This is a genomic window from Streptomyces speibonae (assembly GCF_984686075.1).
Window position 1 is genome coordinate 3,499,238 of record NZ_OZ480260.1, and the last position, 17,090, is coordinate 3,516,327.

15 protein-coding genes and 2 pseudogenes are annotated in these 17,090 nt (G+C 67.5%); 7 read left to right on the top strand and 10 right to left on the bottom strand.

What is annotated here, in order from left to right; translation table 11 throughout:
• The first annotated feature begins 157 nt into the window (after positions 1-157).
• The 3 genes and pseudogenes from AC5L3C_RS15675 to AC5L3C_RS15685 all read left to right on the top strand — a co-directional run.
• Positions 158-802, top strand: coding sequence for a TetR/AcrR family transcriptional regulator (locus AC5L3C_RS15675; RefSeq protein WP_126896643.1), 645 nt, complete (start codon positions 158-160; stop codon positions 800-802).
• A gap of 460 nt (positions 803-1,262) precedes the next feature.
• A pseudogene (locus AC5L3C_RS15680) lies at positions 1,263-1,577 on the top strand (ABC transporter); the annotation flags it as partial.
• Positions 1,574-1,699: pseudogene (locus AC5L3C_RS15685) on the top strand (ABC transporter permease); the annotation flags it as partial. The pseudogenes AC5L3C_RS15680 and AC5L3C_RS15685, both read left to right, overlap by 4 nt.
• A gap of 97 nt (positions 1,700-1,796) precedes the next feature.
• On the opposite strand, the gene AC5L3C_RS15690 reads toward AC5L3C_RS15685, so the two are convergent.
• From AC5L3C_RS15690 to AC5L3C_RS15705, 4 genes are all read right to left on the bottom strand, one after another.
• Complete coding sequence (locus AC5L3C_RS15690; RefSeq protein WP_493653893.1) at positions 1,797-1,985, bottom strand: FCD domain-containing protein; 189 nt, start codon at positions 1,983-1,985, stop codon at positions 1,797-1,799.
• A gap of 37 nt (positions 1,986-2,022) precedes the next feature.
• Complete coding sequence (locus AC5L3C_RS15695; protein WP_493649520.1) at positions 2,023-3,720, bottom strand: amidohydrolase; 1,698 nt, start codon at positions 3,718-3,720, stop codon at positions 2,023-2,025.
• Positions 3,721-3,998: 278 nt separating this feature from the next.
• Positions 3,999-4,910 carry a hypothetical protein gene (locus AC5L3C_RS15700; protein ID WP_493649521.1) on the bottom strand — a complete coding sequence of 304 codons (912 nt, stop codon included), beginning with the start codon at positions 4,908-4,910 and terminating at the stop codon, positions 3,999-4,001.
• Positions 4,911-5,336: 426 nt separating this feature from the next.
• Positions 5,337-5,834 (bottom strand): ATP-binding protein, encoded by a 498-nt coding sequence (locus AC5L3C_RS15705; RefSeq protein ID WP_493649522.1) that lies wholly within the window; start codon positions 5,832-5,834, stop codon positions 5,337-5,339.
• 235 nt (positions 5,835-6,069) lie between these two features.
• On the opposite strand from AC5L3C_RS15705, the gene acs reads away from it, so the two are divergent.
• The 3 genes from acs to AC5L3C_RS15720 all read left to right on the top strand — a co-directional run bounded on the left by acs (position 6,070) and on the right by AC5L3C_RS15720 (position 10,176).
• Positions 6,070-8,034 carry an acetate--CoA ligase gene (gene acs, locus AC5L3C_RS15710; protein WP_493649523.1) on the top strand — a complete coding sequence of 655 codons (1,965 nt, stop codon included), beginning with the start codon at positions 6,070-6,072 and terminating at the stop codon, positions 8,032-8,034.
• Between the two features lie 382 nt (positions 8,035-8,416).
• The gene (locus tag AC5L3C_RS15715) at positions 8,417-8,665 is read left to right on the top strand and encodes a hypothetical protein (RefSeq protein WP_493649524.1); all 249 of its coding nucleotides are present in this window, start codon (positions 8,417-8,419) and stop codon (positions 8,663-8,665) included.
• Positions 8,662-10,176 carry a sodium:solute symporter family protein gene (locus AC5L3C_RS15720; protein ID WP_493649525.1) on the top strand — a complete coding sequence of 505 codons (1,515 nt, stop codon included), beginning with the start codon at positions 8,662-8,664 and terminating at the stop codon, positions 10,174-10,176. Before AC5L3C_RS15715 ends, AC5L3C_RS15720 begins: the two co-directional genes overlap by 4 nt.
• A gap of 170 nt (positions 10,177-10,346) precedes the next feature.
• On the opposite strand, the gene AC5L3C_RS15725 is transcribed toward AC5L3C_RS15720, so the two are convergent.
• The 6 genes from AC5L3C_RS15725 to solA form a co-directional block, all read right to left on the bottom strand.
• Positions 10,347-10,556 (bottom strand): hypothetical protein, encoded by a 210-nt coding sequence (locus AC5L3C_RS15725; protein ID WP_493649526.1) that lies wholly within the window; start codon positions 10,554-10,556, stop codon positions 10,347-10,349.
• Between the two features lie 508 nt (positions 10,557-11,064).
• The gene (locus tag AC5L3C_RS15730) at positions 11,065-11,475 is read right to left on the bottom strand and encodes a RidA family protein (protein ID WP_493649527.1); all 411 of its coding nucleotides are present in this window, start codon (positions 11,473-11,475) and stop codon (positions 11,065-11,067) included.
• A gap of 460 nt (positions 11,476-11,935) precedes the next feature.
• Positions 11,936-12,715 (bottom strand): amino acid ABC transporter ATP-binding protein, encoded by a 780-nt coding sequence (locus AC5L3C_RS15735; protein ID WP_493649528.1) that lies wholly within the window; start codon positions 12,713-12,715, stop codon positions 11,936-11,938.
• Positions 12,708-13,580, bottom strand: a complete 873-nt coding sequence (locus AC5L3C_RS15740; RefSeq protein WP_493649529.1) for an amino acid ABC transporter permease — start codon at positions 13,578-13,580, stop codon at positions 12,708-12,710. The genes AC5L3C_RS15735 and AC5L3C_RS15740 overlap by 8 nt, the downstream gene beginning before the upstream one ends.
• A gap of 3 nt (positions 13,581-13,583) precedes the next feature.
• Positions 13,584-14,495 (bottom strand): ABC transporter substrate-binding protein, encoded by a 912-nt coding sequence (locus tag AC5L3C_RS15745; RefSeq protein WP_493649530.1) that lies wholly within the window; start codon positions 14,493-14,495, stop codon positions 13,584-13,586.
• A 9-nt stretch (positions 14,496-14,504) separates the two neighbouring features.
• Positions 14,505-15,638 carry an N-methyl-L-tryptophan oxidase gene (gene solA, locus AC5L3C_RS15750; protein ID WP_493649531.1) on the bottom strand — a complete coding sequence of 378 codons (1,134 nt, stop codon included), beginning with the start codon at positions 15,636-15,638 and terminating at the stop codon, positions 14,505-14,507.
• Positions 15,639-15,793: 155 nt separating this feature from the next.
• Here solA and AC5L3C_RS15755 point away from each other — a divergent pair, with 155 nt between their 5' ends.
• Positions 15,794-16,678: a MurR/RpiR family transcriptional regulator gene (locus AC5L3C_RS15755; protein WP_493649532.1), complete on the top strand. Its 885-nt coding sequence runs from the start codon at positions 15,794-15,796 to the stop codon at positions 16,676-16,678.
• Positions 16,679-17,090: the final 412 nt, after the last annotated feature.

The window sequence follows — 17,090 nt, forward strand, 5'->3', positions numbered from 1 at the left end:
TCACCCCTGTCTGCCTTCGTGCCGCCGCGCGTGCTCGCGGGCTCCGCTCCGAAGTGGTCGCCGGTCGAACGACCGGTCCACCACTTCTAATACAGAACGTTTCGTTTTGCAAGACGGTCCGTTTTGCAAGACGCCTCGTTCTGCTTAGGATGGGGGCATGGCTGACCACGGAGCGCGCGAGGCGACCCCCACCGACCTTGGGCAACGCGAGAGGAAGGAGCCGGCCAGGCGCGGACGCGGCAGGACGCGTGACACCGCGACCACGGCCGCGATCCTCGGCGCCGCCATGGACCTCCTCGTGGAGGAGGACCTGAAGAAGTTCACGATCGAGCGGCTGGCCGCCCGGGCCGGCGTCGGCAAGGCGACCATCTACCGCTGGTGGCCCTCGCGGGGCGCGGTCGCGCTCGACGCGTTCCTCAACGCCGTAGACCCGCAGGTGCCGTTCCCGGAGACCCCCGACTTCCTCTCGGCGGTGCGCAGCCAGGCCTCGTCCCTCGTACGCGTCTTCCGCGACACCCCCGCCGGGCGCGTCGTACGGGCCCTGCTCGCCGAGGCACAGGCGGACCCCGATCTGGCCGAGGCGTTCCGCACGCGCTGGGTGGAGGTCCGCCGCGACGCGGGCCGCGCCGTCTTCCGACGCGCCCAGGAGACCGGGCAGATCCGCTCCGACCTCGACCTGGAGACCGCGATCGACCTGGTGTACGGCCCGATCTACTACCGCCTGCTCGCGGCCCACCAGCCCCTGACCGACCAGTTCGTGGACGACATCACTGCCTACGCCTTGCGCGGCCTCGCCCCCTGAGCCGGAGGCTCCCGGCGCGGCGCAGGGCACGACGCTCGCGCTCAGCCGCCGAGCCTCCCCACCGGTAGGGAAAGGGTGGGGTTCGACAACCCCGCCCCGACGTACGGCAATTGCGGCGAAGACCATCGACGAGCGCTGCCGGCGGGCGTCGCGGACCACCGAGACGGCCGGCGCCCTGCTCCGTCCGCCGTGCGTGCCTACGTCGCCGCCGAGGCCGGCGGGCGACGCGTGGCAGCCTTCGCACTCTTCAGACTGTGACTCCAGGTCGGCATGCTCGGTAGCCCGCTCGTCGGCCTTGCCCTGCGGGCCGCCAGCGGCCGGGGCCCGTCCGCACGGTCGCCACAGCGGCCTTCACCCTGCCGACCGCCCTGCGGCACGCAGTGCCCGCACACCGTGGCGAAGCCTTCGGCCCGGCGCCGGGCAGCGTGCTTGCGCAGAGGCGTACGGCGGTGACCCCGGCACGGCCAGGGAGGGCAGCGCCGAGGAACTCAAGCGGATGATCCCCGGCGGACACATCCGCCTGCGTTTCACCGACCCGTCCGCCTACCACATCGCCGCCACCGCGCTGCGCGACGTGCGGCGGGACGACGAGGCGCTGGCGCTGCAGATTCCCAGCGGCGGCAGCCAGCGCGAACTGCGCTCCGCCCTCGACCGGCTGGACGCCGCCGGTATCGATGCCGACGAGCTGACCGTCCACACCCCCGACCTCGACGACGTCTTCTTCGCCCTCACCGGCAACGACGTCGCCATCCCGGCCGAGGAGGCCACCCGATGAGCTCCCTGTCTCTGGCCGTGCGTGACTCCTCCACGATGCTGCGCCGCAATCTGCTGCACGCACGCCGCTATCCGTCCGCGACGCTGAACCTGCTGCTGACGCCCGTCATGCTGCTGTTGCTGCGATCTATCTGATGCGCTGTAGCACCGCCGACCGCGCCCGTGTCGACGCCCTTCCCACCGGTGTCGACGCCCCCTGCCCGGGCTCAGTGGCTGTCGATCAGGCTGATGAACATAGTCGGGTGGGCCTTTCGACGTGGCGACGTGCGGTGTCGGTTGCGGTGGCAGGATCGCTGCGGTGTATGGCATCGACCAGGCTCCGGTGTTCGCAGTTGGACTCGAGGAGAGCCTGGTGATCGCCACAGAGCGCTAATCCGCCGATTGCGGGACAGAGCGGTTGGCCGGACAGACCTCATCCAGTGGCCACGTCATCGGCAGAGGCCGTCTCAGGACTCCTTGATCGGCGGCTGCGAGCGGGGGCCCGTGGGGAGGGAACCTTGCACTGCGGCGCTGTCGAAGGCGGTGTCGGCACCGTGGACACATACGCCGTCCACGAAGGTGGCGAGGACTTTGATAGTGCTGATGCGAGCGCTCCCCAGTTCGACCGGGTCGTCGGAGAGGAGCACGAGATCCGCGTACTTGCCCGGGGTGATGCTGCCGCGGCTGTCCTCGTCGTGACTGGCCCACGCTGCATCAAGGGTGTAGGCGCGCAACGCCTGCTTCGCGCTAACCCGTTCGTCGGGGGCGAGCACAGTGCCGGCGGAACTGAGGCGCTCGACCATCGACTGCATGCCGAGCAGAGGGGCACCCGCTGCGACCGGCCGGTCGGAGCTTCCTGGCACCCGTATCCCTCGCTCGAGGAAGGACCGGTGCCGGTACATCCACGGTGTGCGTTCGGGTCCGAGAGCCTGGGCCATGGTGTCCCCGACCGCGTGCAGGAAGTGCGCCTGCGGCACTGGGACGACACCGAGTTCGGCGTAGCGGTCGAGCTGGTCGGGCCGTACGACGCCGGAGTGCTCGATGCGGTGCCGCACGTCCGGCCTGGGCATTGAGGATTGGGCCTCGGCGAACGCGTCTAGGGCGAGATCAACCGCGCTGTCGCCGATCGCGTGTGCTGCGACCCGCCAACCGGACCGATGGGCCTCAACGACGAGGTGGCGCATCGCGTCAGGGCTGTCTTGGTACACGCCGCTTGTGTGGTCGTGGCCGCAGAGAGGCTCCGAGACGGCCGCGGTGCGGCCGATGAGTGATCCGTCGAGCCACATCTTCATCGGCCCGATCCGCAGCCGGTCGTCACCGAATCCACTGCGTAGCCCCAGGTCGATCCCGGTGGTGATGGTGTCGCTGGCGTGCGCGCGCAGGACGTGCAGGTTGTCGGCGGCCACCATGAGCTCAACGCGTGTGGTCAGGGTGCCGCGCTCCCGGGCCAACTGGTAGGCGGCGGCCTCGACCGGGCTGCGCCCGATCAGGCCGAGGCCGATCCCGGCCTCGACGACGTGGGTGAGCCCCTCCGCCGCGTAGACGGCGCTGGCGCGAGAAATGGCATCGGCGAGATCGGCCACCGGATACGGCAGGACGAGCGCCGAAACGAGACTCTGGGCGCGTTCCTGCAGCAGCCCGGTCGGCGAGCCGTCGCCGTCGCGTACGACGACGCCGCCATCAGGCTCCTCGGCAGTGCCGGCGAGGACTCCTGTCAGCCGCAGAACCTCGCTGCTGACGGCGCACATGTGGCCGGAGCGGTGCTTGAGCCACACGGGTCGCCCGCCTGAGGCCCGGTCCAGTTGGAGGCGGTGCGGGTGGTGCCCCATGACTGTGTCGTCGTAGCCGGATCCGACGATCCACGCGTCGGCGGGCAGGGCCGCCGCACGGCGGGCCACAGCCTCGTACACCTGGTCCGCCGTGACTGCGTTGGCCAGGTCGAGCTCGCCGAGGGACTGCCCGAACCAGGCCATGTGGTTGTGGGTGTCACCGAATCCGGGCACAACGACGGCTCCGTGGCAGTCGACGGTTGCGCGGGCGGAAAGATCCTTCACCGTGTCGTCGAGTCCGACGACACGGCCTGCGAAGACACCGATGGTGTGGGCGCGAGGATGGCTGTCGTCCATCGTGCGGACGCGCGCATTGCGGAGTTTGAGATCGAGCATGGCTGGTGTTCGTTACCGTTCAAGCGGGGTTCGGGAGCGGGGAGCGTGGCAGTTCCACGGCGGCGGGATGGTGTCGACGGAGCGGCCATCGACCAGCCCTGCGGCACGTGACGCCGACGCGAGGACAGCACGTACGGCGGTGTGGGCAGCAACTATGTCGATACGAGTCAGAGGGCGGCTGTTCCGCAGCGCGGATCACTAGGCGATGTCGGCGGTGCACCGAACGTCAGTGAGTCCAGTCCTGCTGCCCTGTCGTGGGCAGTCATAACGACGACGGATCATTTCCTGTGTCGGGTGTAGAGCTCGACAGGGTCACCGTCGTGCTGCCACGGCCATGCAGTGACCAGGCCGGATGTGCCCTGCAGAACAGTGGCCGCCTCTTTGAACCGACGGGCCTGGACCAATGCGTAGGCGAACAGGTTGAAGTCGGCGATCGCTGAGGCGTGGCGCAGGGCCCCGGGCTGCAGCCAGCGTTGTGCGGTGTGGTCGAGCAGCTCGCCGATGTGATCCTGCGTCCAGTAGAGCCCGGCACCCATACCTTGCAGACCCTGGGCGGCCCGCTCGCGATGAAACTGCCGCACCGCGGCCTCGAGTGGCAGGCAGGCGGCCGGCGCTGTGGGCGGCATGGCGGTGCGCAGATCGTCGATGAGTTCCCGCAAGGCCCACAGGCTGCCCTGCTCCTCGGGTGAAAGATAGCCAAGGATTTCCAGGTACGCCTGGCGGTGCCACCTGGTGCGTGCGTTGATCTCGGCCCAGACAGCATTGAGTTCACCAGAGGGGCGGGCGAGAGTGCGCAGACACCCGAGCATGGCCACCCACGGGGTCGGATCCTCGGGCCATGCCCGGGCGGCCTTGTGGCACAGGGCCAGTGCTTCTTCGGCATGAGTCATCCGACCGGTGGACCGGGCAGCGAGCAACAAGGTCCAACTGCGAAGCGTCAGAGCATGGCAGTTGTCAGGGTGCAGCTGCTGCCAGCTGTGGGCGAACGTCGGAAAGGCCTTGGCCAGCACCCTTATTCTGTGGCAACGCCGTTCCCAGTCCGAGCCGGTTGCGTGAAGGAGCTGGTGCATTTGAGCAATGGCGGGGTGATAACCGCGAGTGCGGGCCAGAGTCTGGAGGGCCTTGCCGAGAGCCTCGTCGTCCAGCTCTGGCTTGAGGCGGGCAGAAGAACGCGTCAGTCGTGAAAGCATGGTGTCGGTCTCTCAATGGCGGAAGGCAGAGCTTGTTCGGGGAGTGGCTGAGTGGAGTGACGCGTGTTCATAGCTACGCCCAGGCCCGCTTGTGCACGGCTCAATTCACGCAATGGCACGTCAAGCTCATGTGGTGGGCGTGGAGGCAATCCCGAGGACCAGGGTCGACAAGGACGTTCGTCTGCAGGAGAGTTGAGCCGATTCAAGGAGCGCCGGGGACAGCAGCACACTGAGCCGCGGGTTAGAAACGCAGAACCATCACCCGAGGCGGGAAGCTTCCCGTGAGGGCGCCAAGCGGGCATAGAACGGGTGGCCGACATTTTGCTCTGGCCGTACCTGCGGGTCAACAGACCGCATTCCGTCTCCCACCTCGAGCTTCTACCTGCGCGCCCCAGTTTGCGCGTGCCTCCACCTTGGTCACTCACGTCATGCCGCCCTGAGCCGGAGGTTCGAGGCAAGGGCAGCAGCCGGCACGGCGAAAGTGACGTCCATGCGTGCCCGCGCGCACCATCCCGTCACTGTCTGGTCGATGCTCAGGCTGCGCGTGAGACCTGCGACGATGGCCAGCCCGCGGCCGTGCTCATCGGGATCGCTGGGCGTGCTGAAGTTCTTGGGGGAAGGCCCCTTCCCGTGATCGGTGACCGTGATCTCCAGCTCCGAGGCCATGAGCGCGATCGTGAGCGTCATCTCGTCGAGCCCGTGCATGACGGCGTTGGTCAGTAGCTCGCTGATCACCAGTGCTGCACTGCTCTGGCCATCGGCGCTCATCGCCCACCCGGCGAAGAGCGCGGAAGAGCGGCGTCGCAGAAGGCCGACGGAGCCGGCTTCTGCCTGTGCGGTGATGCTGACGCTGCAGATCTTGGGAACCAGGCGGCCCCGCGTATCAGGTGCCGTCTCGGGGGTGGAAGTGCTTTCAACGTACATGGCGTGCTTCCCGGGCGGTCGGGGCGTATGCACTGCTTCGGTATGAGGAGCTCCATCTTGCCGGAAGGTTCCGGCACCGCCTAGCCTAGGCCCTGCCGGAAGGTTCCGGCAAGGCTGGAAACAGATAAATGGGAGAAATGTGTGTGAGCGCAGGAGTGAGTCACACGCATTGGTCTTGGGAGCGTCTCGTGAGCAACGAAAGTCTGGCCAACCTGCTGAAGGAGGAGATGGGGCGATGAGCGAGAGTTCTTCCCTCTCCAACCTGCTGAAGGAAGAGCGCAGGTTCGCACCGCCCGCCGACCTGGCCGCGAACGCCAATGTCACGGCGGAGGCGTATGAACAGGCCAAGGCTGACAGGCTCGGTTTCTGGGCCGAGCAGGCCCGTCGGCTGACCTGGGCCAAGGAGCCGACGGAGACGCTGGACTGGTCGAACCCGCCGTTCGCCAAGTGGTTCAAGGACGGCGAGCTGAACGTCGCGTACAACTGCGTGGACCGGCATGTGGAGGCCGGGCTCGGCGACCGGGTCGCGATCCACTTCGAGGGCGAGCCCGGCGACAGCCGCGCCGTCACCTATGCCGAGCTCAAGGACGAGGTCTCCAAAGCCGCCAACGCCCTGCTGGAGCTTGGCGTGCGCAAGGGCGACCGGGTCGCCGTCTACATGCCGATGATCCCCGAGACGGCGGTCGCGATGCTGGCCTGCGCGCGCATCGGCGCCGCGCACTCGGTCGTCTTCGGCGGCTTCTCCGCGGACGCGCTGGCCACCCGCATCCAGGACGCGGACGCCAAGGTCGTCATCACCTCCGACGGCGGCTACCGGCGCGGCAAGCCGTCCGCGCTGAAGCCGGCTGTGGACGAGGCGATCGGCAAGGTCGACAACGTCGAGCACGTGCTCGTCGTGCGCCGCAACGGCCAGGACGTCGCCTGGGACGCCAGCCGGGACGTGTGGTGGCACGAGATCGTCGAGCGGCAGTCCGCCGAGCACACCCCCGAGGCCTTCGACGCCGAGCACCCGCTGTTCATCCTGTACACGTCCGGTACGACGGGTAAGCCCAAGGGCATCCTGCACACCTCCGGCGGCTACCTCACCCAGACGTCGTACACCCACCACGCGGTCTTCGACCTCAAGCCGGAGACCGACGTGTACTGGTGCACGGCCGACGTCGGCTGGGTCACCGGCCACTCGTACATCGTGTACGGGCCGCTGGCGAACGGCGCGACGCAGGTGATGTACGAGGGCACGCCGGACACCCCGCACCAGGGCCGCTTCTGGGAGATCGTGCAGAAGTACGGGGTCACCATCCTGTACACGGCGCCGACGGCGATCCGTACGTTCATGAAGTGGGGCGACGACATCCCCGCGAAGTTCGACCTGAGCAGCCTGCGGGTGCTGGGCTCCGTGGGCGAGCCGATCAACCCCGAGGCGTGGGTCTGGTACCGCAAGCACATCGGCGCCGACCGGACCCCGGTCGTCGACACCTGGTGGCAGACCGAGACCGGCGCGATGATGATCTCGCCGCTGCCGTGCGTCACCGAGACCAAGCCCGGCTCCGCGCAGAACCCGCTGCCCGGCATCTCCGCGACCGTCGTCGACGACGAGGCGAACGAGGTCCCGAACGGCGGTGGCGGCTACCTGGTCCTGACCGAGCCGTGGCCGTCGATGCTGCGCACCATCTGGGGCGACGACCAGCGCTTCATCGACACCTACTGGTCCCGCTTCGAGGGCAAGTACTTCGCGGGCGACGGGGCGAAGAAGGACGACGACGGCGACATCTGGCTGCTGGGCCGGGTCGACGACGTCATGCTCGTCTCGGGCCACAACATCTCGACCACCGAGGTCGAGTCCGCGCTGGTCTCCCACCCGTCCGTCGTCGAGGCGGCCGTGGTCGGTGCCGCCGACGAGACGACCGGGCAGGCGATCGTCGCCTTCGTGATCCTGCGCGGCACGGCGAACGCCGACGACGAGAACCTCATCGCCGACCTGCGCAACCACGTCGGCGCCACCCTCGGCCCGATCGCCAAGCCGAAGCGGATCCTGCCGGTGGCCGAGCTGCCGAAGACGCGCTCCGGCAAGATCATGCGCCGGCTGCTGCGGGACGTCGCCGAGAACCGTCAGCTCGGTGACGTGACGACGCTGACCGACTCGACCGTCATGGACCTCATCCAGTCGAAGCTGCCGACGGCTGCATCAGAGGAACCCTGATAGGGCGCGGGCGTCTGGTTACCGTGTGGCGGGTCCGTGGTCTTGCCGGGAACTCGTGCTTTTCCTCCGGGCGGCCGGACGCGGGAAAGTCGTCCGCCGGGTCCTGGACTGGGCGGTGTGGCGGAGCCCGTGGGCATGCTGAGGGAATTGGGCCACTGGGCCTGGGTGGCCCGCCTTGGTTTCCGCGTGATGCCCTCCTCCACCCGTCAGTACATCTCTTTCATCTCGTACCCATTCCACATCTCCGAGCCCCTTGCCGGAACCTTCCGGCAGGCCTTACGGTACCTCCGCGCCGGAACGTTCCGGCGCGGAGCCGTCCAGAGAACGTCGCGGCTCTTCCGACTCGACGCACGCGTCGCGCCTGATCGAAGGTGTGCTGGCCATGAGTGAGACCTATGCAAGAGACGGCCGTCGACGGCAACCGTGGAAGACCGTATTGCTCGGGACGCTGCTCGCGCTCGATGCAATAGTCACCCTGCTCCCGCAGCTCTACTGGGCTGCAGGCTCCAGCGGACGGGCCGCAACCGTATTGCTCTATACCGTGGGAGGCAGTCTCTTCGTACTCGCGAGCCTCATGGTCATGTACGCGATCGACCGCCCCGGATCGTGGAGCCGGGAGGGCCACTCATGAACATGATCATCGGATACGGCGTGATCGCCCTGTTCTTCTCCATCGTCGTGGTCGTCCTTGAGCGCATGCGACGCACAGACGACGGCTTCTCCGATTACGCGGTGGCCGGACGCGCCTTCGGCCCTGGGTACCAGACGATGTCGTTCTTGAACACGTGGCTTCCCGGCGCCGTGTTCACGACATTCGCCGGCCTGGCTGCGAGCAATGGTGTCATCGGCTTCTACTGGGTGCCCTACAGCCTGCTCACCGTCGTGCTCATGTTCTTCATGGCACAGCGGGTTCACCACTGGGGCCGGGCATGGGAACTGATCTCGCAGGCAGACCTCCTCGGCAAGCGCTACGCATCCCGTACGGTGCAAACCGTTGCGGCGCTCGTCGGGGTGATCTCCTCGTTCCCATGGATCGTGCTCGGTATGCAGTCCCTCGGGCTCGTCTTCTCCTACTTGTCCTTCGGCCGGGTCTCGGACAGCGCCGCCGTTCTGATCGGCGTCGGTGTACTGGCCATCAGACAGGTGTGGACGGTGCGGATGGGTATGCGCGGCATCGTCGTCAGCGACATGGTGCAGAGCATCGTGGCCTACTTCCTCGGCCTGTGCCTGATCCTTGGCCTGCTGATATGGCTGCTCACCAACGGCCACACGATGAGCCAGGTCCCCGCCACCCACTTCACCCTCCCCGGACCCGGCAGCTCCCTCGGTCCTCTGTACCTGATGTCGCTGGTTCTCACCGGCGCCTTCGGCGGATGGTGCTGGCCGGACATATTCGCGCGCCTGTTTACGGCCCGCAGCGCGGCCACGATCAAGAAGTCCGCGGTTCAGGCCGCTCCCATCCTGATGGTGTTCGCCACGGCTCTGACGCTGCTGGGACTGCTGGCATCCTCGATGCCTCAAGTCGCGGCCTCGCCCTCGGAGGTGTGGTTCATCGTGGCCGGAGTCGGTGGCACCCTCGTGATCGCGCTCGCTGGTGTCGCGGTACTCGCCGCGACCATGGGCAACGTCGACGCCAACCTCCAGGCCGCTGGCATCCAACTGAGCCATGACGTGAGGTTCCGCCAGCGCGTGCGCATGCCTTCCGGGGAGACACGCACCGCCAAGGTGGCCGTAGCAGCGCTCACCCTCCTCGCAGCGGTAGTCGCCGCTGGCAGTCTGCACAGCACGGGGCTGAATGAACTTGCGATTCTCTCCTACCAGGGCATCGTCCAGCTCGCCCCCACCCTGCTGCTCGGCATCTTCTGGCGCCGGGGCAATGCCGTCGGAGCGGTAGCCGGCATGGTCAGCGGCCTCCTGGCCGCCAGCGTGCTTCAGGTGCAATACCCCCTCTCCGTGCCGTGGCTCGGCGGCCTCACGTCCGGGGCCGCCGCGCTGATCGTCAACACCGTCGTCTACGTGGCAGCGGCCTATCTGATGCCTCACAGCGCTACCGAACGCGCCCGTGTCGACGCTCTCTTCACCGGGATCGAGGACCGCAGGACCGACCGATTCCCCTCGCCTGCTCGTCTCCCGGCTGCCTGATTACCGGGCCTACGAGTCGCGTCGCGGCCACAGAAATACCGCTTCGTCACGAAATCAAGCAGATCGTAAGGAAGCGGTGTTTCGCAGCAGCCCGGATCCTGATCGCTCCACCCAACGTGGCGTCGATCGGCCGTGTACTCCCGTCAGGGGCGGTGCCAGCCGCCTCTGGCTCAAGGCGCACTCACCCTATTCCGCAGGTTCTGATAGCTGGACTTACCGATACTGTCGTCCCAGCCCAGGCCCTCGAACCGCTTCTCGCCGAGATAGCAGAAGCCGCAGTCGTGGTCACAGCCGAGGTTGATCTCCCATGACGCCTTCGCGTACCCGTAGGTGGAGCGTTCCCGGACAAGGAGGGTCTCCCACAAGGGCCCGGTGGGCATGGGCATCTGCCATGCGGCGTGGTCGCCTCGGCGAGCCAGGCCGGGGCCGACCGGTCTTCGGTGACCGCCGTGCGCAGTTCCTCGAACCGGGACTCGGGAATGGCTACTCCCTTGGCGTGACCGGGTCGGAGGAGGAGGTACTGGCAGGATGAGAGAAGATGCAGCGGCAGGCACGGGCCACCTCATGATCGTTGAGCTTCGACACCCCAATGATCACGAAGCCCGTGCCTGCTCTGCTATGCACCCCAACCGGTCACGGCCCGACCAACCGCCCGACCCCGGAACTCGCCCAAGCCCTGGCTGTGGGCACCAGATGGGTCGCTCCGTATAGACGATCAGCACGGCGTGCCCGGTCGTGGGACTGCCGAGCCTTGGCGCGGAGAGGGGTATGTGGGCAGGCTGGCGACCGAGGCTCTCTTTGGACCTTGGGATGCGGTCGTCCGGCAGCAGGCCTTGCAGGGGCTCAGTGCTGAGTTCGATCGCTCTCACAGGACCGTCGAGTTCAGGGTCAGTTGATGACGGCGAGGGCGTCGATCTCGATCAGCAGCCCTTCGGGGAGACCGACGTAGATGGTTGCGCGGGCGTGGCGCTCGTGCAGGTCGGCGAAGTAGGCGTTGTAGATCTCGTTGAACTCGGCGCTGTGGGCGCTGTCGGTGAGGTAGACGCGCATCATCATCACGTCCTCCCACGTTGCGCCGCCGGTTTCGAGGACGGCCTTGACGTTGGCGAGGGTCTGCAGTGCCTGTTCCGGCAGGGTAGGGCCGGCGAGAGTGTAGGGAGGGGCGGCATCCGTAGGCAGGAACCCTACTTGTCCTCCGACCTGGAGGATGTTGCCCTTGCGTACGCCGTGTGTGAACGAGGCAGACGGGGCGGAGTGGGTGGGCGGCGTGATGGCCGTCTTGGCAGGCGTGTTGCTCATAGGGCTGCATCCGTTGCTGTGGTGTCGGTGACGCTGTCGCAGGGCTGGCGGTCAGCGGTGGAAGTCCGTGGCGTGCGGCGCGGGCGGGCCCTGGTGCGGGCGGCGGCGTAGGGTGGCGGGCCACGGTGAGCACGCCTGCGTGGAGCCGGTGGGGTGCCGTGGTTCCGTAGGTGCGCCAGATGATGTGCCGTCGTGTGGCACTGGCCGCAGGGGGCTAGCTGCGCCGAGGGCAGCAGCGCGCGGGTGCCGCTGCAGGCGATAGCCTCGCGGTGATGGCCGGGAGCCCGGTGACCGGGTGGTGGTGGTCCCATCCGGGCCCGAGGCCGTACAGAGCGGCGGCCCGGCAGCGTGTGCGAGGGGATGACCCTCTTCAAGAGGTGGGCCGACCGCGGATACTTGCCGGGTGCGGGTGAGACCCCCAGCGGCAGAAGCCGACTGCCCGATGCTGGGGTCGGCGCCTTTACAGGACCTTCGACAGAAACGTGCGGGTGCGTTCGTGTTGCGGGTGAGCGAGGACCTCGCGGGGGTGCCCTGTCTCCACGACGAGGCCGTTGTCCATGAACACCAGATCGTCTCCGACCTCGCGGGCGAAGCCCAGCTCGTGGGTTACCACGATCATGGTCATGCCGGAGAGGGCAAGGTCTTTCATGACGGCCAGGACATCGCCGACGAGTTCTGGGTCGAGTGCGGAGGTGGGCTCGTCGAACAGCATGAGCTGCGGTTTCATGGCACATGCCCGGGCGATGGCGACGCGCTGTTGCTGGCCGCCGGACAACTCCGCCGGATAGGCCGAGGCCTTGTCGGACAGGCCGACACTCTCAAGGAGCTGCCGCGCGTGCTCGACGGCAGCCGGGCGTTTCTCCCTTTGCACCTTGATGGGTGCTTCGATGAGATTCTCCAGCACCGTCATGTGCGGGAACAGGTTGAAGTGCTGGAAGACCATGCCGATCCGGCGCCGTTGAGCGGCAAGCTGCTTATCCCGCAGTTCGCGCAGTCGTCCGTTGTCTTCGCGGTAGCCGATGAGCTCGCCGCCGACGCGGATCTTGCCGCCGTCGATCGGCTCCAGGTGGTTGATGCAGGACAGGAGCGTGCTCTTGCCGGAGCCGGAGGGGCCGATGACGCACATGACCGATCCGGCGTTGACGTCGAGGTCGATGCCGCGCAGCACCTCGTGACGGCCGTAGTGCTTGCGCACTCCCCGGATCTGGACCAGGGGGTCGCCTGTGGTGGTCTCAGGCATGGCGGTACCTCCGCTCGAGGAAGTGCTGTCCGACCGAGAGCACGGAGACGACGGCCAGGTACCACAGGGACGCGACGATGAGCAGCGGGATGGTTTCGTAGGTGCGTGCGTAGATCAGCTGGGCGGAGTACAACAGTTCCGACAGCGCAATCACGCTGACCAGCGAGGTGCCCTTGGTCGTGGAGATCACCTCGTTGCCGAGCGGCGGGATAATGATCTTCATTGCCTGTGGCAGCACGATCCGCTGGAAGGTCAGCCGGTGGGACATGCCCAAGGCGAGGGCGGCCCGGGTCTGGCCCTTCGGCACCGCCAGTATGCCGGCCCGGATGACCTCACCGGTGTATGCGGCCTGGCTGAGCCCGAGCCCGGCGAGCGCGGCCGTCATCGGTGTGATCAAGGCGTTGGTGCTTCCGGAGACGAATTCCGGCCCGAACGGAACACCCAGCGACAGGTGCGAGTACAGCGCGCCGAAGTTGTACCAGAAGATCAGCTGGACCAGGACCGGGACGCTTCGGAAGAACCAGATGTAGGCCCAGCTGACGGAGGAGAGCAGGAGGTTGCCCGAGAGCCGCATCAGCGCGAGGACCGTGCCCAGGACCAGGCCGATCACCATGGTGATAAGCGTCAGCAGGGCGGTCAGGCCGAGGCCGGCGAGGATTTCGGAGTTGAACAGGTAGCGCCCGACGACATTCCACTGGAACGCCTTGTTGGTGACCAGGCCGTGGAGGAGCATGGCGGCGAGCACCAGCACGATCGCGGTCGCGACCCAGTTCAGCGGGTGCCGGACGGGAACGATGGGTTCGTTATCGTCCGAACTCTTCCGCCTCCCATCGGTCACGGAAGGCAGTCTGGCATGGGTGCTCATGGCTCAGTTCTCCGCGACACTCGGGTTCACCACAGCCTTGTCGATGGCCATCGCGCTCAGTCCCCACTTCGTCATGATCTTCTGGTAGGTGCCGTCGTCCATGAGCCGCTGGACGGCGGCCTGCATGGCCTCGGCCATGCCCGAGTTCTTCGTCATCGCGGTGCCCAGGGGGTTGGGCTTGAGGTAGCTGCCCACGACCTTGGCGCGTTCGTTGCTGGTCTTGACGAAGTAGCCGACGGCGGTCGCGCCAGACCAGTACAGGTCACTGCGTCCGCTGGTCAGGCTCAGCGCGGCCTGGGCGTCGTCGTTGAACACCCCGATCTTGATAGCCTCCTTTCCGTCCTCGACACACTTGGGGTTCTGCGCCTTGGCGAATTCGTACTGGCGCGCACCGCGGACGACGGCGACACTGCGTCCGCACAGATCGTCCAGGCTCGTGACCTTGATGCCGGAGTCCGACCGCGCCGCGAACAGCTGGTTGGACTGCAGGGTGGCGACGAAGTCGACGACCTTCTCCCGCTCACTCGTGACGCCGAACTGCCCGATCGCAGCGTCGAAGCGGCGCGCCTGCAGGCCGGGGATGAGGGAGTCGAACGAGTTCGGCACGAACTTCACGCTCAGGCCCATGGTCTGAGCGGCCGCACGCACCACGTCGACTTCCCAGCCGACGATCTTGTTGTGCTTGTCCTGGAACTCGTCGGGCGGCGAGCCCAGAGCGACGCCCACCCGCAGGACTCCCGCCTTAGCAACCGAGGCCGGAACCAGCTTGGCTGCCGCCTGGTCCTTCTGCGCGGTGATGGAGGCGTTGTTCGTCGCCTTGGACGTGTCGCCACCGTCTGAACCGCTGGAGGAGCATCCGGCGACGGCGAGGGTACAGCCGAGCGAGATGGCGATTGCTGATCTGCGTGTCTTCATGGGTGTTCCTTAGGCCTGCTGGGTTGTCTGGAATCGGCTGGGGGACAGGAACGAGATGTCGTGATTCGTGTGACCGTCGACGGCGAGTTCTGCGGCGATCTCGCCGAAGACGGGGGCCAGTTTGAAACCGTGACCGGAGAACGCCGCGGCCACCGTGACCGGGCTGCCCGGGTGAAGGGGGCCGAGGAGGGCGTGCTCGTCCGGGCTGTAGAGGTCGCTGTAGGTGGCGATGCGGATGGGGGTGTCGTTAAGCGCGGGCAGGACAGACCGGACCGCTGCGGCGGCGTGCTCGACGATGTCGCGGCCGACCGTACGCGGCAGCTCGTCCGGGTCGTCCAGGTCGGTGAAGGCCGGTCCGCGGGCGATGACCTTCACCGACACGCCATCGACACAGGGGAAGCAGGAGAAGGTGGGGGTACCGACCCGGATGGCCACCGGCGTGCGGTTCAGGTCGAAGGCGCGCGAATCGCGCCGGGGGAACCAGGTCGCCACGAACTGCTTGGGCGCCAGCTGGAAGCCGGCGAACAGCTTCAGGCGGTTTGCCCAGGGGCCCGGGCACACAATGACGCGGTCGAAGGTGTCCTGGCCGTGCTCGGTGACGACCACCGCGCGGTCCCCGTCCTCCTGCACGTCCAGCACCGCGGTGTTGGCACGGACCGTAGCCCCGGCGGCCTCAGCCAGCCCGACGGCCGTCACCACGCTGGCCTCCGGCCGGATCAGGCCGCCGAGCGGGTCGAACAGCAGGGACTCGCCGGGGCGAAGCGGGTGCTCGGGAACCCGGATGCGGGCCGCCTCCTCATCCAGCTCTTCCAGCGTCAGCCCGTGGGCCGCCGCCGCGTCGCGCACCGCCTGCAACCCCCCATGGTCGCTGGGGCCCACCGTGGCGCATCCGACCGGGTAGAACAGCTGCTGGCCGGCTGCCGACTGGAGGCTGCGCCACCGCTCCAGAGACTGAAGCAGGAGCGGCACGTAGTCGGCCTGCTCCTCATAGGCGACACGGAAGATCCGGCTCTCCCCGCCCGCCGCGCCGCGGTCGTGCCCGGGGGTGAACGCGTCGTACCCGACGACTTCCACCCCGCTGCGGACCAGATGCAGCAACGCCATTGCGCCGATCGTGCCGACACCGACAACGGCCACCTTCATACGGCTCCTGGCCATACGTTCGCTCGCCTTCCCTTCGCTCACCGACACTGTGTTGTCGGCGAGATTGCAGGGAATGTAGGCTGCACTACTAAAAGGAGTCAATGTCTGTCGTGAAAACTACGAGATTTTCGAGTGCACCGCTACACGAGCGCGTCGTGGCGCTCGCTGACGAGCTGTCGCCCAGCGAGCGGAAGGTGGCCCGCTACCTCGCGGACCACCCCAACGAGATCCCGTCGTCGACCGCCGCCGACCTGGGCCTGCGCATCGGGACCAGCGACGCAACCGTGGTGCGCACGGTGAAGGCGCTCGGCTACTCAGGGCTACCGGAACTCAAGCGAGTCCTGCTTAAGGCGGTGGTAGATCGGCGCGACCCCGCCCGGATGCTCGCACAGTCGATCGAACAGCTCGGCACCGATGCCACCATCGCCGATCAGGTACTGCTCGACACCAGCAACCTGATGCTCGAGGCACGCCACCTCGTAGACCCCGACACCTGGCACACGGCCGTCGACCTCCTCGACACAGCCGGCGAGGTGCTGGCCTACGGGATCGAGGAAGCCGGATGCGTCGCGGAATTCATCGCCATAGAGCTGCGCCGGTGCGGTGTACCAGCCCGTAGCCTGACGCAGACCGGACTCGGCGTCACTGGCGGGCTGCTGCCCCTCTCCAGCAACGACACCGTCCTCGTCGTCGCCCCGCTGCGCCACTTCCGGGAGATCGACGTCGTCATCGACCACGCCCGCGCCGTGGGAGCACGGGTGCTGTTCATGAGCGAAGCCCTGGGCATGTCGGTGCGTGACCGGGTGGACGTGGTTCTGCAGACACCCCAGACGAATGTCGGTCCGGCCAGCCCGGTGATCATCGCAATGGCCCTCGCCCGGGCGCTCACCCTGGAGATTGCCGCACGTCACCCCGACCGCGCCGTCGCGACCGAGCAGCTGGTCAACGAGCTTCGCTACAAGGCCGTCGGAACAGACCTGGACGTTGACCCTCTGCCCTCGCTGCCCACCGGCGCCGAGCCATCGGAGGAGGCTGAGTGAGCGGCACTGCCTGATGCTCGGCTCCGCCGGCCTTTGGCGTCCCGGCGCATCCAGGTCGCCTCGGCTCCCCCCCCCGGTGCTCGTCGGCCCTGGACGCCGAGGGCTGCCCGGTGGATCACGGCCGAGCCGGGGGAACGCCGGGCGCTAGGCTCTGGCGTGATCTGCACATTGCCCGACACGGCCGTGGTCGCGTCCGGGCTGATGCGTTCGCTCTTGCTGGCCGAACGCTAGCGGCCGAGCGCGCTGGCGGGACCCCCATCGACGCTCTCGCGTACTTCCTGGCCGGCGCGAGCTTAGGACCGGATCTCGATGATGCGGTGCCGCCCCGGGATCCGCGAGGCCGACGTGCAGGAGCTGCTGGTGGACCTACCGCTCTCATCGAGGAGCTCGACAGGGCGCCCGGCTTGCGCAG